The following is a 16550-nucleotide window of genomic DNA, read 5'->3' on the forward strand; positions in this document are numbered from 1 at the left end:
ATGGTTAGGAACGTAGTTAAGGACAAAGATCATGAAAACATTTAAGTTAAATATGATAACACGGACAATATGGTTACCATTCTTACTAATTCCTACAGCTACAACTTTGCATGCTAGCGATTTAGAAATTTATAAGGCCAGTACCGGTGGAACAGCAACTATCATGTTGATGCTGGATACATCAGGGAGTATGGGCTATGGAGATGGTTATCAAACTAGATCCTATAGTGGTTCTATGAGTATTGAAACTGACTATGGAGTTTGTACGGATTCTACAGGTTATAATACTGTTGCCAATAACCCGGTAGACAGTGGTACTTCACCTTCTTATAAAAGATATTTCTGTCCAGTCACTGTCTCTGCGGCAAGTGCCAAGGTTAAAGATCCCACTACAGGATGCGAACCACAAAAAAATTCAACTGGCACTGTGACAGGGTATCGCTGTTATGATCGCCTGACACGCCTTAAGGATGCCTTATTTAAATTAATGGATGATTCAACCATCAAAACTGATACAGCAATAGGATTGGGTAACTTTTCAGCTCAGGGAGATGGTAGAAGAGGTCAGATTCTGGTTCCTGCAAAACCACTTAACACTCTAGGTCAGCGTACAGCTATCAAAACCCAAGCTGCTCTTTTATCTGCTAATAATGGTACTCCTTCAGCACATGCTTATGCAGAGGCAGCTGCCTATTTACTAGGTAATGCCACAGCAACATTTACCAGATCTACTAACGCGCCCAGAATTGTATATCGTACTTATACTTCTGGACGTCTTAATACTCGATATTATAATGCCTGTAGTACTCCAGCTGCTTCGGTAACTTATGCTTCCAATGGTTCTGCTTATCAGGATTGTGCTTCTTATGGTGGCGATACGACCACTAATCCAAATAGCAGTGCTACTAAATATGGTAATGACAATAATTATGATTACTATACTGTTTCTGGAAGTTTACCTTATGCTTCTAATATCAGTGATGTAAATAGTGGGATGCCTTATGCTTACACTGACTCAACGATTGTTAATAGTTCAAATAAATATATTTCTCCGTTATCACAAACAGATAAGAGTTGTAATGGACAAGGAATTTATTTTTTAACGGACGGTTTTCCTAATTCATCTTCTCCTAGCGCAGCTTCTACAATTATGAAAAGCTCATTAGGAAGTGCGGGAAGTGGTTTTAGTTGTACAGTAACTACTTCACAATTTCCTAACCCTAAAAATAGTGACGGTACGGATGATACAACAGGCGCTTGGCAATGTATTGCAAGTTTTGCCAAAACGTTAAATGATACTGCCAATAACTCCTTTGGTCAGCCTATTAAAACAGCAGTGGTCGGATTTGGTTCTGATCTAGCTGGTGTACCTAAAAATGCTGACGGAACTTATAATTGTAATGCTGCATCTAATAATGATGCTAGAAATGCATGTAATTGGGGTAATAAAGGTAGCGGTTATGGTGAAGGCGGTTTTTATCTGGGCAGTAATTCCGAAGATGTAGTTAGTAGTATTAAGCAGTTTGTATCGGAGGTAACCCCACCATTTAAAGCGTCCAGTATTGGAACAATTTCTATCCCACGTGATCCATTGGATGCGACAAAATCCATGAATACGGGTTTCTTTCCAATGATCCAACCTACCACAGATACCAGTCGCCGTACATGGCTGGGTAATCTAAAAAAATACTATGTATTAAATGGTGCCCTTAAGGATAGCGTATCCACCACTGGAGGAAATAGTTTATATAACAGCGACCAAAGCATTAATTCTGCCGCTAAAGATATTTGGTCTATTCAGTCAGGTGGAGACCATAGTTTAATCACCAGTGGTGGGGCTTTAAACAAAATTCCTGTGCCATCTAGCTTAAGCGTGACAGGTGAGCCCAGTAATTCTACCAGTGAGCGGCGTGTATTCATTATTGATAATAGTGTCCTTAAGCGTGTAAGCAGAGAAAGCTTGGCAGTAGATTATCCCTCTACAAGTACCAATCCAGCGCCACTAACCAGTACAACTACGACTAGTATTGCACAGCGTTATGCCTTATTAAATTATCTGGGATACAAAACTACATATCCACCAGCAGCAGATGCTACTTTAAATACAGCAGACCTCGCTACATTGGCGCCCGTACCGGCTAATCCTTACCGCTTTTTGGGCGGAGTTGTGCATTCATCACCATTAGTGGTGACCAAGCAAGCTAAAGTATATTCGACAGTATCAGGCGGCCAAATTACTGAAAGTGCCACCAGAGATAAAACAGAGTATGTGGTATATGGTTCTATGGATGGCGGCTTGCATATTGTTGATGCTGCTAGTGGCCTTGAGCAATCGGTTTTTGTACCAAGGGAAATACTTGATAATCAACCTGAAACGCTAGCAAGTACTGAAGCAACAGGTACTATTCCGACTGGTTTGAATTCGGCATTAGCTTATGGGGTCGATGCGCCTTGGGTAGCTGATAACACATTTAAAGCCACTAGTACTAAATCCAGTGGTACCACTACAACCACATACACAGCATTAACTATGAATGTGTATGGCGGTTTACGGATGGGCGGTAGTGCTCTGTACGGCTTAAATATTTCAACACCTACTAGTCCTACATTGCTGTTTAGAATTACACCTTCGACTAGTGGCTTTAGTCGTATGGGCCAAATCTGGAATAAACCAGTTGTCGCTTATGTGCGTTACAATAAGGTTAGAACTAAGGTACTGATTTTTGGTGGGGGATATGATGAAGCTTATGAAACTACTTATAAGACTTCTAATCCTACAGGTAGTACAACCACCAAAGGCAATGCTGTATATATAGTAAAAGCTGATGATGGAACCCTGCTTTGGTCTGGAAGTTCTGATTCAACAGCAGGTAAGAATTTGCAAAATAGCAATATGAAGTACAGTATTGTAGGTCAACCTGCAGTACGTGATTATAATGCAGATGGTTTAGTCGATGCGATCTGGGTAGCGGATTTGGGTGGTCAGGTTTTCCGGATTGATTTAAATAATGCGATTCAGAATACATCTACCTTTTCCGCAGTACGAATAGCTACTCTGGCACAACTTAACAGTAATCTGCGTTTTTATGAGCGGCCTGCTACTGCTGTCTTTGAAGAAGGCCAGAATCGCTTTATTTTGGTAAGCGTAGGTTCTGGTAACCGTAGTTTTCCTCTGCAAAAAGACGCTACTATTAATAAGGTTTATGGCTTGATTGATATGGATGCTACAGCAGATAATCTTGAATCTTCTGACAAAAGTGCTAGTAACACCAACGGTTTTACACAATCCGCTATTATTACAGAGAGTGATTTAGTTACTACAGGCGTACTAGGAAAGTCTAACACTAAGCAAAACTCTACAACTGATGTTGAGTCATTAAAGAACTATGTGAAAGGTTCAGGGACACAGAAAAAAGGCTGGGCATTTAGCTTAAAAGGTGTTAACACCTCAACTGAAACGGGTACAGCAACAGATGGTTATGCAAAAGCTTTCGAAGAGCCACAACTGCTCAGTGCTAACTTATATTTTAGTATTTTTGATCCAAATGCAACTTTAAGTGGTGCTGCAACTAATAGCTGTACAGGTGGGGTAAGAGGGCTGAGTACTATTTATCGGATGTGCATGCCTTATGGGGATTGTGCTGCCTATTCTGCTAAAGACAGCATCGGTATCATTGGTATACCTATTGGCCCTGTAGGAGACGATCCAAGAATCACTCGAATTGTTACCCCTGATCCTACAGATAGTGAGTCTTGTATTGGTAACTGTAGTACAGGCCCTAATACTCAGTTAACCGGAGGAACCGGGTTTAAATATACACAAGGTCGCTCTATCCGCCCTATACGCTGGTATGAGTGGTAAATATGAGTAACACTGATAAAAGAGGCTTTACTCTAATCGAAGTTATGGTTGTAGTAGTTATTGTTGCAATTTTAGCTGCGATTGCCATACCTAGTTATGAGCGCTACGCCATTCGTGCTGCACAGTCGCAGGCAAAAGCAGACATGCTTGCCATCGCTGGACAACTAGAGAATTATCGAGGCAAACAACTAAGCTTTACTAAATTTGTACTTAGTAGTAAGTATAATGCAAGTAATGGTGTTTTTTATCTGCCTTATGATGCAAATTCCGATACATATAAATATCAAATCACTTTAGTTGATAGCAAGCTTCCTGTAGGCGGGACTAGAGTCGCATTAGATAATGATAACGCAGCAGGTCGAGGATGGGTGATGATAGCAGCACCTAATCAAAGCTCTAGTGCTTTACTTAAGCGTGCTAACTACTTTATGTTAACTTCTACGGGTATACGTTGTATGACACCTGAATCAACTCCCACAAAGACTTATAGCCTAAATAAAAACTCTACAGGTTGTGAAGATGGCAAAGGATGGTAAAATGAACAGAGTAGCATTTGGTTTCACACTTATAGAAGTGATGATAGTCGTTGCTATTATAGGAGTAATATCAGCTATTGCTTATCCTAGCTATAAACAACATGTAATTCGTGGTAAGCGGTTAGACGCTCAAAGTGAAATGCTCCAGATTGCACAAATGATGGAAAGTTATAAACTGCGTAAAGGTACATTTGCTAACGCAACAGTAAATGATATATACGGTAGTACAGAAACTCCAAAACAGGGTACTGCTTTATATGGTTTGGCTTTTACTCCTAGTCCAACCACAGCTAATTCATGGACTTTAGTAGCCACTCCAAAAAATGGTCAGACAAATGATGGTGCTCTGATTTTGACGGATACGGGTGCTCAATGTTGGTATAAAGGCGCAGACGTACCCCGGTTGACCACTACTACAAATCCTGATGGTAGCCCTAGATTACCAGACACATGTTATAAATGGACCGACCGATAAATATTTTCCTTTGATTGATTAAAAATCTTTCTATTTAAGCGTTAATCAAGTAAAATACCGCCCTCTTGAAAGGGGTCCAAGGGTTGTCCGGTGGTCGGGCAAAATGAAGATCCGTAAGAATCATAAAGGTGTATCATGGTTGTAATTCGTTTAGCCCGTGGCGGTGCAAAAAAGCGTCCATTCTATCAGATCGTTGTCACTGATAGCCGCAATGCCCGTGATGGTCGTTTCATTGAGCGTATTGGTTTTTATAACCCGACTGCGCAAGGTAATGCTGAAAAAATTCGTTTGAATACTGAGCGTTATAATCACTGGGTTGGTACTGGTGCACAACCTTCTGACCGCGTTGCTGCAATTGCTGCGCAAAGCGCCAAAGCGCAACCTGCTGTCTAATTGATTGTAGACTGTTAACCCGTGAATACCCTGATGCAACCGCCTGCTGATCGCATTCAGATTGGACAGCTGCGCGCTGCCTATGGTATTCAGGGCTGGCTGTGGGTGTATTCCAATACAGATCCCATGGCCAACCTGTTTAATTATTTGCCCTGGTGGATTGAAACGCCCACAGGGTGGAAAACAGTTGACGTCAAGCGCTGGCGTACTCAGGGCAAAGGCCTGGTGGTGTTATTAAAAGACATTGCAGACCGTAATGCGGCTGAGCAGCTGTCAGGCGTTAATATCTGGATTTCCAAATCGCAATTGCCAAAAGCTGGTCTGGATGAATACTACTGGGCTGATCTGGTAGGTCTTACCGTACTTGGCGTTAATGACGCAGGCGAGCCGGTTAATCTGGGTCAGATTGCTGAATTGTTTGAAACTGGCGCCAATGATGTGATGGTAGTACGCGCCACCGCAGACAGTATTGATGCTGATGAGCGCATGATTCCGTGGCATGCGGATGTGGTACAGGATATTGATCTGGACGCACGGCAAATGCGGGTAAACTGGGGTGCCGATTACTAGGCATTACTGACCTGATTCAGCTGTTCAGATAATGTTTTTAATCGCTCAAAGGTAATGTTGCGATGTGGCTTGCAGTCATTACGTTGTTTCCTGATATGTTTCATGCCATTACTGAATCTGGTATTACCGGGCGTGCCATTAAGCGAAATCAGGTTCAGTTTTGCTGCATTAATCCACGGGATTTTACGACAGATAACTATCATCGTGTGGATGATCGTCCTTTTGGTGGCGGGCCGGGCATGGTGATGCTGGCTGAGCCTTTGGAAAAAGCGATACTACATGCCAAGGCATTGGCTGTAAGCGCAGGTTATTCCAAAGTTCCAGTGGTGTATATGTCGCCACAGGGAACCACGCTGAATGAAGCAGGGGTTAAGCAGCTGGTTGAACATGATGGCCTGATTGTATTGTGTGGCCGTTATGAAGGCATTGATGAGCGCATTATTGAGCAGTATGTCGATCAGGAATGGTCAATTGGCGATTATGTGCTGACCGGGGGCGAGCTACCGGCCATGGTAATGCTGGACAGTATGATCCGGCGGTTGCCTGATGTGATGTCGGATCAGCAGTCGGCGGAACAGGACTCTTTTGTGGACGGCTTGCTGGATTGCCCGCATTATACCAAGCCTGATGTATTTAATGGTGTTGCTGTGCCGGCCGTGTTAAAAACGGGTCATCATTTAAATATTGAAAAATGGCGGTTTTTGCAGCGCTATCAGCGTACCAAAACACGTCGGCCGGAATTGCTTGCCAGTGTTCAACTCACACGGCAGCAGAAGAAATGGCTAAAAGATGATGTGGACACTGCTTTATCTGATAGTGTTAAAAAGTCGTAAGATTTTGTCTTGTAACGAGATGAAGTCCTTGCGCAGCAATACTGCTCGCACTTTATCGCTTTAGAAAAACCTGATTTTTCTCTTGTGGCGCTGCATCAGCAATGCTTGACTAATGTAGTGTTAGGCTTAATCCACAAGAAAATCCTAGATTTTCTTCTTGCAACGAGATGAAGCGATGCTTCACTTTATCTCGTTTCATCCCCAGCCGAGGATTAATCGGTTATTTGTAAAGCGCCTTTGATCCATAGTGATATGGTTTTAAAGGTAAACCATAACGGGAGATATGCGCTTTAGCCTCTGTCCCCAGTGCGTCAGACCTGCTTTTTTAATTCAGGTTGACCACATTGTTAGGAGTATCCACCATGAGTGGCAAGCATCCTTTAGTTCAAGCTGTTGAAAATGCTCAGTTGAAATCCGATATCCCTGCTTTTGCACCCGGTGACACTGTTGTTGTTCAGGTTAAGGTAAAAGAAGGTGACCGTGAGCGTTTACAGGCGTTTGAAGGCGTAGTTATTGCGATTAAAAACCGCGGTTTAAACTCTGCATTCACTGTGCGTAAAATTTCTAGCGGTGTTGGTGTTGAGCGTGTATTCCAGACTCATTCTCCAATTGTTGCCAACATTGAAGTGAAACGTCGTGGTGATGTACGCCGTGCCAAGCTGTACTACCTGCGTGACCGTTCAGGTAAATCTGCACGTATCCGTGAGAAGTTACCAGCGCGCAAAGCAACTGCTTAATCTGCATTTGTTTCGCATAAAAAACGCACCCATCTATTTGGTGCGTTTTTTTATGCCTTAAAAACTTTATTTATGGGTTTAACCCGGCTGCTGTTAATGGTTTGGTTTATTGCAATAGCTCGTTAATATTAGTGCCTTGATCCCTAAAATGCTCATAGGTCACGGCGCGCTGGCGCTCGGCGTCATCACTGAACTGGCGTTCACGCAGGGCAGTAATGGCTCGCTGTTTGTCTTCTGGGGCTTGATTGCTGGCTAAAATGGTCTGGCGCTGATTGAGATAATCCTGTACCCGGCTTTGCCAGTTGGCACGTGATTGATCAAGCTGTTCCAGCCGTTCCGCTGCTTCGTGTCCAACCAGTTGTTCACGCATTTGCTGCAATTCAGCCTTGCTACCATTTTTTTGCCTGATTTGCTGGGTTAATGCCCGTAAGTCTTGCAGCTTGCTCATGTCTTCCAGATTCTTTTGCAGCGTTGGTGGCAATTGTGCAAAGCGCTGCTTGAGCTGCTGGGCTTTTTGTGCTGCGTTCAGTGATTTATTATCCAGAATGCTTAGACGATCAATGGTGTACTGGTTGTAAGTCATCTCATCGCCAAACAGGGCATTGAGTTCTGCTGGATTAAAATACTGCTGACGCAGTTGAGTGAGTTGATCCAGTACCCGCTGTAAATGATCAGGGTCTGTATTGGCACCGCTGTTTTGCAGTTTACCTTCAGCTTCACGGTATTTAAGGTAGCGCTGCCACAGGTCAGTGGCTTGTGCTGCGGCGCTGGCTGGCAAATTGTGCTGGATATGTTGCTTGACCTGCTGATCAATGCTGCCAAGCGATTTTTCACCAATCTGGGTGAGGAAATATTCAAAACAGCGCCGGATGTTGACATTCAGTATCAATTGGCCTGCCGGGTTTGCTTCTAGCGCACAGTCAATTTCCGTATCCTGTAATGAAGCAGATAAGCCTTCTGCGGCTTCAGTCGGATTACTGCTGGCCTCATTCGCTATCGGATCAGACCCGGCCTTAGCCTGAAGCATGCTATTGGACAAATTTGTGGCAGAGTTAGCTGAAGTCACAGTGGATGAATTGTCCGGTTTTAGCCACAGGATCAGGCAGATAACCGCAATTGCCAGCACAACCACCAGCAAAGAAGCAAGAAAGTATTTTTTTTTCATTTGCAGATTTTAATAAACAGGAAATTTAATCAGTAAACCTGATGCAGGTTTGCAAATCCATTAAGGCTAGACGAACAGACCATGAGCCAACCGGATAGGTAATAAATGAAACACGCCATGACATGCTGAAACAACAGGATGAAAGCATGTCATGGGTGCAGGGCAGGTTATAGGCCTGCCAGTTTCAGACGGTTGGCGTGCTGGCGATACAGTTCAACCGGATCAGGACTGAACAGGCCACGTAAACCGAGAATCTGGTTTACTTCATCCAGATGGTTGTGTGCATAGTCATCACGGATGACCTTGCCAAAGTGCGCACTACAGGTGCCAACCAGGCCATCGTTATCTGTAAAGCCAAAAGCCAGTCCTGCAAGGCCAACAACGATGGTATCCGGGTCCAGCACATTGGTCACGGTCTTGTTACCTGTCCACGAATAGTTATAAATGCCATTGGTGACTGCTGTGCCCTGACCACATTCGGTGCTGGGAATGCCATTCGGGAAGCGCTTGTTAAAGGCCAGTGAACCTTCGGTGCTCAGGCTTTTGAGCGAAGCATTCATGTCGGTGGGCAGGTTTGGCTTGCCCTGTGCCCAGTTCATGACTGGCATCAGCGTGGCTTCAACAAAGGCCGAAACCACTTGTGCGCCAACGCCTGTGGAGAGCAGTAAATCAGCAACCTTGGAGCCTTTATTCACCCCGGCAACCGTGGTTACTGAAGCAATCTTCGATGGCATAACCCCTGCTGCATACCGGGTGGTTGGGCCGCCATGACTATGGCCAATCAGGTTGACTTTTTTAGCACCAGTAATTGCCAGTACTTCTTCAACCTGTTTGACCAGTTGTTCGCCGCGAACTTCAGTGCTATTGAGTGGGGAAACCTGCGTGGCATAGACTGTTGCACCGTTACTGGCCAGATCAGGCAGTACCTGATAGAAATAATCCAGGCCAAACTCAGGCACACCCAGCCGGGTAAAGCCAAACATACCGTGGTTGAATACAATGGGATATTTGGTTTTAGCGTAGGTGGCCTTGGAGTTGGTAGGCGTGGTCTGTATCGCGGCAAAGGCAGAGCTGCTACCCAGCAGGGTTAGGCCCACCAGACCGGTGATTAGTTTACTTTTCAGCATCATTGCCGTTCCTCATTATTAAAATTGTCCTGAGAACCTTACTAGTTTTACTTAAGGTTGGTTAAATAATATGCTTTTTAAAAATGAGGACGAACTGTGGAGGATGACTGGCACGACATAATGGGAACGTTGTCGCATTTTTGATCAGTTTGTTTAATTATTAGGCAGTATGAAATTTAATCTTCTGTTTCACGCGGACGCTGCCACGGGAGTGGACGGTCAATGGCTTCGGGAACATCGCCACTTTGTGAGCGTAAATTAAGATGAATGGCGGCTTGTGCCATCAGGTTGGCAGAAACCGGTGCTGTGATAAAGGCCAGCAGGCTAATCAGGATTTCAGCCATACCAAAACGGCCAAAGGTAATGGACAGCAACATTGAGGCAATCAATACACCACCCAAGCCTAATGTAGATGATTTGGTGGGTGCATGCAGGCGCATAAACAGGTCGGGCAGCCGAAACAGGCCAACAGCCCCAATCACCAGAAAAAGCGAGGCAGTCAATACACAAATAATGGCAAGAATTTCCAATAGGCTATTCATGGAGCACTCCTGATTTGTCCGGTTTTAATCAATGGCAGGCTAGGCACTAAAAAGCCATTCCTTAAAAACCTAATCAATAATATGGCCTGTGGTGAAATAGCGTGCCAGTGCCGCAGTGGAAACAAAGCCCAGCATGGCAACCAGCAGTGCTGCCTCAAAATAAATAAAGCTGTGCCAGTACATGCCCAGAATCACAATCAGTGCCGTGGCATTTAAAAACAGGGTATCCAGTGCCAGCAGGCGATCTACCACTGAAGGGCCAATCAGCAGGCGCCAGGTGCAGAGGGCAATCGCAAAGCTGACAGCACCCATACTGATTTGCAGGGCAAGGTTTAGCCAGTCAATCATCATGCGCGGTGTCCTTGCTTTGGGGTTGATCGAGTTTTGGTGCTGGTTCATTGTTGAAATGATCGGGCCAATCACTGGGCTGGGCATAAAATAGCTTGATTAGGGGCTGCTCGTAACGTTGCTTGATTTCTTCAATGACTGCATTGGGATCATCGGTGCTTAAGGCATGCACCAGAATGTTATTTTCCCCATCTTCCAGTCCTGCTGAGACGGTTCCCGGCGTGGTGGTAATGATCAGCGCCAGCAGGGTATTAACCTTGGGGTGATTGGTATCAAGCGGCACCCGAATCCATTTGGGATGCAGCTTGTGTAAAGGCCCAAGTACTTGTCCGGCCACCCGGATATTGGCCACCAGAATATCCCACAGCACTACAAAAAATAGCCGGATGGCCGTGGGCCAGTGTACAGATTGGGCAGGCTGGATAAAGTACTGGCTAAGTTTGGGGAAAATAATGGCCACCAGCACAGCCAGCAACACATGCGCTGCTTCCACACTATGCATGAGCATTAGCCAGCTTACGCCCAGAATCAAGGATAAAAACGGATGCGGAAACAGGCGCTGAAAGCGGTCAATCCAGATGGACTCAGGGTGCATGTGCAGACCTCGCTGGTTTGAGTTCAGCGCTAACCTGCTTGGGCAGTTCAGGTACAGTAGACGGCGTTGCTGGTTCAGCCCCGGCAGTTGGTTCAGCAGGCAATGGTGTAGCCGGATTGTCCGTAACCGTGGGAGGTGGATTTTCAATCACTTTAGCCTGATCCACAAGTGCCGGGTCTTCAATCATGTCTTCCTGCTCCAGATTATCGGTCACTGCCGTGGACTGGGTATTTTTAATATAGGGCAGGTAGGATGAATCAAAGGGACGGCGGCTAATGGGCTGGTTGCTGGCATCATATTGCAGCACTGCTTTTTGGTAGGCAGACGCATTTCGGAGTTGTATGGCGCTGGCGCTGGTGTACTGGCGCACAGGTGAAGCAAACACCATCAGCAATAACAACATGGCCAGCAGGCTAAAAAAAGCCAGTGGCAGGCGATGCGGAATCACCCGTTCGGGTTGCAGGTATTGTGACTGAATGAGTTCATTGGGGGGTTCTACCCGCCAGAAAACAGTAATACCCATGCGAACCAGCGTTATCAGGCTAATAAAACTAACCAGCAGTACTGTTAAAAAGATCCAGAACGTGCCGGGCAACTCGGCTGCACTGCGCAGTAGCATAACCTTGCCCAAAAAACCGCTAAAAGGCGGCAGGCCAGCAATCATCATCATGATCACCATACTGCAAATCCCCAGCAAGACCGGTTGCTGCACGGCAATGGCCGGATGCAGCGTATCTTCTACGGCGCTACGCTGGTAGCTGATCCATTCCACCAGCAAGTAAAACGCCGCTACCACTAGCGTGCTATGAATCAAATAAAACAGGGCGGCTGACCACGCGGCCACACTGGGCAGGGCAATGCCAATGAGAATGGTGCCCACCGAGGATAGCAGCATATAGCTCACCAGCCGGCGCATGCTATGGGCAGCCAGTGCGCCAATAACACCAATCAGGCTGGACAGCAAGGCAATGGGTAATAGCCAGCTCATCAGTTGTTGATTGGCATTGACCGTTGCTGCCGCAAAGATGGTGCCATTAACCCGCAGGATACTGTACACCCCAACCTTGGTCATAATGGCAAACAGTGCCATAACCGGCGGTGAAGCAGCGGCATAGGTATTGGGTAACCAGAATGATAACGGCACAATGGCTGCCTTGATGGCAAATACCACCAGTAAAATCATGCCAGCAGCTTGTGCCAGAGCAAACTGGTCACTTTCCAGTGTGGGAAGCAAACGTGCCACATCAGCCATGTTCAGGCTACCCACATTGCCATACACCATGGCAAGGCCAATCAGGAAAATGGCAGAGGCTGTCAGGTTAAGCACCACATAATGCACGCCCATGCGAAAACGGATGCGGCCCTGTCCATGCAGCAGCAACACATAGGATGCCAGCAGCAGGATTTCAAAAAATACAAACAGGTTGAACAGATCACCCGTTAAAAAGGCACCACACAGACCCATGAGCTGAAACTGGAACATGGCATGAAAGTAGCGGCCTTTCTGATCCCAGCCCCCAGTGGCATACCACAACACTGGCAAGGCCAGGGCATAGGTCAGCATGATCATCAGGGCAGACAGGCGATCCAGCACCAGTGCAATGCCAAAGGGGGCAGCCCATTCGCCCAGATAGTAGCTTTTAATCACACCCTGATCAGCCTGCACCAGCAGGTTAATGGCCAGTATAAAACCCAGCAGGGTTGCTGCCAGACCCACAATGCGGCTGGTACGCAGGCGATGTTTGTGCTTGTTGGAATCAAGGCTGGGATAGCCCACCAGAATCAGGCTAAACGCTGCAAACGCCGGCAGTAAAATGGAAAAAATCGGCGTATGCAACTGCCAGAAATCCAGTAGGGCCGCAAACATCAGGACACATCCTTCACTTGGCGTTGAATGGTATGCGGTGCCTGTTCCGGAATGGCAGCATCCACATGGTCACTGCCACTTTCATGGCGGCTGCGCAAGGCCAGTTGCACCACAAAGGCAGTGGTGGCAAATCCAATCACAATGGCTGTGAGCACTAGCGCCTGAGGCAACGGATCGGTACTTTGCGTGGTATTCACCAAAATAGGTGCGGCGTTGGTCTTGAGGCGGCCCATGCTAAAAATGAATACATTTACCGCATAGCCCAGCAGCGACAGTCCCAGAATTACTGGAAAGGTGCGACCACGCAATAACAGATAAATGCCTGAGGCGGTAACCACCCCAATGCCGGTTGCCAGCAGGAATTCCATACTAATCATGATGATTTTTCCTCTGCCATAGGCTTTGCAGGATTATTTTTGTCAGGCGTATTTTTTCATACTGATTTTCTAGCGGCGGATTTTGCATGGCTGCTCCTTATCGCTGTTTTTCGGGCAAAACAGGCCCAGACATGCTGGAGTGACGCGAATCACCCAGCACCGAAATCAGCAGCAGGGTTGCACCAACCACAGTAAAAAATACGCCGATATCAAACAGCATGGCCGAGGCTATTGGCAATTTGCCCAGAATGGGAACGTCGATATAAAAATAGGCACTGGTTAAAAACGGTTTGTTCCAAAACAAGGCACCCACACCAGTGAAGCCAGCCAGCGTCAGACCACCACCAATCCAGCATTCATACAAACGGCCATCCCGCGCATGAATTAATTTTTCGGCCTGTTCCTGCCCAATGGCAATGTACTGGATTACCAGTGCAATGGCAGTAATCAGGCCAGAAATAAAGCCGCCACCCGGCAGGTTATGGCCGCGCAGTAAAATATAAAGACTATAGACCAGTGCAATGGGCAGCACCCATGAAGCCGCCATACGTAGCATCAGCGGCGAAGGGTTAAAGCGCAAGGTTAAGCCGGGCGTAGCAATCGCACCGTGCGCACGCATGCCATCCATCATGACCAGCGCACCGATTGCAGCAATGGCCAGTACGCAAATTTCACCAAAGGTATCAAAGCCGCGAAAATCCACCAGAATCACATTCACCACATTGCTGCCGCCCCCTTTGGGCAAGGCTTCCTGCATAAAAAACCACGAAATGGACTGATGATCACGGGTCATAATCAGCCACGCCAGCCATGCAATTCCAGCGCCACCCAGCAAGGCTATGACCACATCGCGCCAGTGCCGGGTACGGCTTGATTCATACGGCGAGAGCTGTGGCAACAGGGATAGCCCCATCAGCAGCAGCACGGTTGTCACCACATCCACCGACAACTGGGTGAGCGCCAGATCAGGTGCCGATAAGGCAATAAAACAAACACTCACCACCAGGCCAACCGCACCCACCAGCAGCACCGCCTTGATGCGTTCATGATGAAAATACAGCAGCATCAGGCAGGCAATAATCAGCAGCACCCACAGGATAATGGCAGGCCATGCGGCATGATTCAGCAGGCGGCCGCCCGTAGCCAGATTCTGGCCCCATAAGGGCACCAGCGCCATTGTCATTGTTGCAATAATAACCAGCATCAGGTAACGCTGTAACGAGCCATTTTCCAGATAACTGGTAAAGCGGCGCGCTATCTGCACGCTATTTTCCAGCAATTGATCCAGCAGGTTTTCACCAGTAAAACGGCCAAACCACTGATCGGTGCTGATTTTCAAAATTTGCTGGTTTCGTGCCAGCAGCAAATACAGCCCAGTACCCCCAATCAGGGCAATCAGGCTCATAATCAGCGGCAAATTAACACCATGCCATAGTTTCAGATGGACGGGCTGGCTGGGCACATAACCCAGTATGGCATTGCTGCCCAGTTGCACAATATTTTGCACCAGCAAGGCAGGCAAAATCCCGACCAGCACGCAAATACAGCACAAGAGGATGATCGGCGCACGCATACCCAGCGGCGGTTCATGTGCCTGCTGGTTGGCAATTTTCTGATTTAAGGCGCCCCCAAAAAAAGTATTGTGTACAAAACGTACCGAATAGGCCACGGCAAACAGGCTGGCCAGCGTCGCCAGCATGGGCACCAGTAACAGCCAGGTACTGCCTGTTAAGGCCACAGTTTCGGTCAGGAACATTTCTTTGGACAAAAAACCATTGGTGAGTGGCACACCGGCCATCGCTGCTGCTGCAATCATGGATAATGTGGCGGTAAATGGCATCAAGACCCACAGCCCGCCCAGCTTGCGCAAATTGCGGGTACCAGCTTCATGGTCAATCACCCCGGCAATCATAAACAGCGCTGCTTTAAACGAGGCATGATTGAGTACATGAAAAATAGCCGCCGCAATGGCCAGCGGTGAACCCAGGCCCAGCAGGCAAACAATTAAACCCAAGTGACTAATGGTGGAATAGGCCAGCAGACCTTTTAAGTCATGCTGAAAAATGGCCAGAAATGCGGCAAAACAAAATGTCAGCAAGCCAACCGTGGTAACAATTCCGTGAAACCATAATGACCCGGCAAAAATGGGGAACAGCCGCATGAGCAGGAAAATACCCGCCTTGACCATGGTGGCAGAATGCAAATAACCTGACACGGGCGTGGGTGCAGCCATGGCATTGGGCAGCCAGCTATGAAAGGGAAACTGCGCACTTTTAGTAAAGGCACCCAGTAAAATCAGCAGCAGGGCAGGCATAAAATAGGGACTGGCCTGTAATTGCTGACGCATGCCAAGCAGCGCATCCAGTTCATACGTGCCGCCAATATAACCCAGCAGCATGAATCCACCCAGAATGGCCAAGCCGCCAAGTCCGGTAATGGTGAGCGCCATGAGTGCGCCTTTTTGCGCAGCTTCATAGTTTTGCCAGTAACCCACCAGCAGGAACGAAGAAATACTGGTAAGTTCCCAGAAAATTAGCAAAATCAGTAAATTATTGGATAACACAATACCCAGCATGGCTGACATAAACAGCATGAGCAGGCTGTATAATTTACCTAAGGAGTTTTTACGGTTAAGGTAATACCAGGCGTAAATAAAAATTAGTGTGCCAATCCCGGAAATCAGCAGGCCAAAAATCAGTGCCAGCCCATCCAGCCGAAAGCTCAGGTTCAGCCCAATTTCCGGCAGCCATTGCCAGTGCTGTAGTAGCGGCTGTTGCAACCCATGCGTGAGGGCAAGTGTCAGCAGGCTGATAAAACACAGCAAACTAATACTACAGGCGGCAATGCAGCTATACAGTCTGTCAATGCGTGCCAGCCACCAGGTTAATGAGGTACCCAACATCAGTGGCAGCAGGACAATCAGTAGCAACACATCAAATTTCCATTTTTAGCAAAAGTGAATATTCCTTAACAGTACCGGTCAAGCAATGTCATCAAGAAGGTCATTAAAATTGCAGCCTGCTACATATAATTCATATGAATCCGTACAGATAGCAGAATGTTTAAATAAAGCTTTTATAATAAAAAGCCATTACTGCCGCTAATATAGATACAAGCAAGGCT

The 16550-nt window shown here is 46.8% G+C and carries 14 protein-coding genes and 1 pseudogene; 7 read left to right on the forward strand and 8 right to left on the reverse strand.

The genetic code is table 11. The features are described 5' to 3' along the window. The first annotated feature begins 31 nt into the window (after positions 1 to 31). From E2B99_RS04155 to rplS, 7 genes are all read left to right on the forward strand, one after another. Positions 32 to 3862, forward strand: a complete 3831-nt coding sequence (locus E2B99_RS04155) for a pilus assembly protein (protein WP_134243718.1) — start codon at positions 32 to 34, stop codon at positions 3860 to 3862. Positions 3863 to 3864: 2 nt separating this feature from the next. Next, complete coding sequence (locus E2B99_RS14980; protein ID WP_134243719.1) at positions 3865 to 4398, forward strand: prepilin-type N-terminal cleavage/methylation domain-containing protein; 534 nt, start codon at positions 3865 to 3867, stop codon at positions 4396 to 4398. After that, the gene (locus E2B99_RS04165) at positions 4382 to 4873 is read left to right on the forward strand and encodes a type IV pilin protein (protein ID WP_240687726.1); all 492 of its coding nucleotides are present in this window, start codon (positions 4382 to 4384) and stop codon (positions 4871 to 4873) included. The genes E2B99_RS14980 and E2B99_RS04165 overlap by 17 nt, the downstream gene beginning before the upstream one ends. A 135-nt stretch (positions 4874 to 5008) precedes the next feature. Then, positions 5009 to 5266: a 30S ribosomal protein S16 gene (gene rpsP, locus E2B99_RS04170; protein WP_026472400.1), complete on the forward strand. Its 258-nt coding sequence runs from the start codon at positions 5009 to 5011 to the stop codon at positions 5264 to 5266. A gap of 21 nt (positions 5267 to 5287) precedes the next feature. Continuing rightward, entirely contained in the window at positions 5288 to 5836 is a 549-nt protein-coding gene (rimM, locus tag E2B99_RS04175) for a ribosome maturation factor RimM (protein WP_430981443.1), read from the forward strand. 62 nt (positions 5837 to 5898) lie between these two features. After that, positions 5899 to 6669, forward strand: a complete 771-nt coding sequence (gene trmD, locus E2B99_RS04180) for a tRNA (guanosine(37)-N1)-methyltransferase TrmD (protein WP_134243721.1) — start codon at positions 5899 to 5901, stop codon at positions 6667 to 6669. 362 nt (positions 6670 to 7031) lie between these two features. Next, positions 7032 to 7406, forward strand: a complete 375-nt coding sequence (gene rplS / locus E2B99_RS04185) for a 50S ribosomal protein L19 (RefSeq protein ID WP_134243722.1) — start codon at positions 7032 to 7034, stop codon at positions 7404 to 7406. Between the two features lie 106 nt (positions 7407 to 7512). Here rplS and E2B99_RS04190 read toward each other — a convergent pair whose 3' ends face one another. The 8 genes and pseudogenes from E2B99_RS04190 to E2B99_RS04225 form a co-directional block, all read right to left on the reverse strand. Further along, complete coding sequence (locus E2B99_RS04190; protein ID WP_134243723.1) at positions 7513 to 8571, reverse strand: lipase secretion chaperone; 1059 nt, start codon at positions 8569 to 8571, stop codon at positions 7513 to 7515. 167 nt (positions 8572 to 8738) lie between these two features. Then, on the reverse strand, positions 8739 to 9698 hold the full coding sequence (locus E2B99_RS04195; protein WP_205669635.1) for a lipase family alpha/beta hydrolase: 960 nt from the start codon (positions 9696 to 9698) through the stop codon (positions 8739 to 8741). 176 nt (positions 9699 to 9874) lie between these two features. Then, complete coding sequence (locus tag E2B99_RS04200) at positions 9875 to 10240, reverse strand: Na+/H+ antiporter subunit G (RefSeq protein ID WP_134243724.1); 366 nt, start codon at positions 10238 to 10240, stop codon at positions 9875 to 9877. Positions 10241 to 10309: 69 nt separating this feature from the next. Beyond that, positions 10310 to 10585: a K+/H+ antiporter subunit F gene (locus tag E2B99_RS04205; protein ID WP_430981445.1), complete on the reverse strand. Its 276-nt coding sequence runs from the start codon at positions 10583 to 10585 to the stop codon at positions 10310 to 10312. Further along, complete coding sequence (locus E2B99_RS04210) at positions 10581 to 11183, reverse strand: Na+/H+ antiporter subunit E (protein ID WP_134243726.1); 603 nt, start codon at positions 11181 to 11183, stop codon at positions 10581 to 10583. Before E2B99_RS04210 ends, E2B99_RS04205 begins: the two co-directional genes overlap by 5 nt. Before the next feature lie 133 nt (positions 11184 to 11316). After that, positions 11317 to 13050: pseudogene (locus tag E2B99_RS04215) on the reverse strand (monovalent cation/H+ antiporter subunit D); the annotation flags it as partial. After that, entirely contained in the window at positions 13050 to 13427 is a 378-nt protein-coding gene (locus E2B99_RS04220) for a Na+/H+ antiporter subunit C (RefSeq protein WP_134243728.1), read from the reverse strand. The pseudogene E2B99_RS04215 and the gene E2B99_RS04220, both read right to left, overlap by 1 nt. Before the next feature lie 97 nt (positions 13428 to 13524). Further along, positions 13525 to 16359 carry a monovalent cation/H+ antiporter subunit A gene (locus E2B99_RS04225; RefSeq protein WP_134243729.1) on the reverse strand — a complete coding sequence of 945 codons (2835 nt, stop codon included), beginning with the start codon at positions 16357 to 16359 and terminating at the stop codon, positions 13525 to 13527. Between the last annotated feature and the right edge of the window lie 191 nt (positions 16360 to 16550).

The organism is Alkanindiges illinoisensis, assembly GCF_004377485.1.
In the GTDB taxonomy this organism is placed as follows: domain Bacteria; phylum Pseudomonadota; class Gammaproteobacteria; order Pseudomonadales; family Moraxellaceae; genus Alkanindiges; species Alkanindiges illinoisensis_A.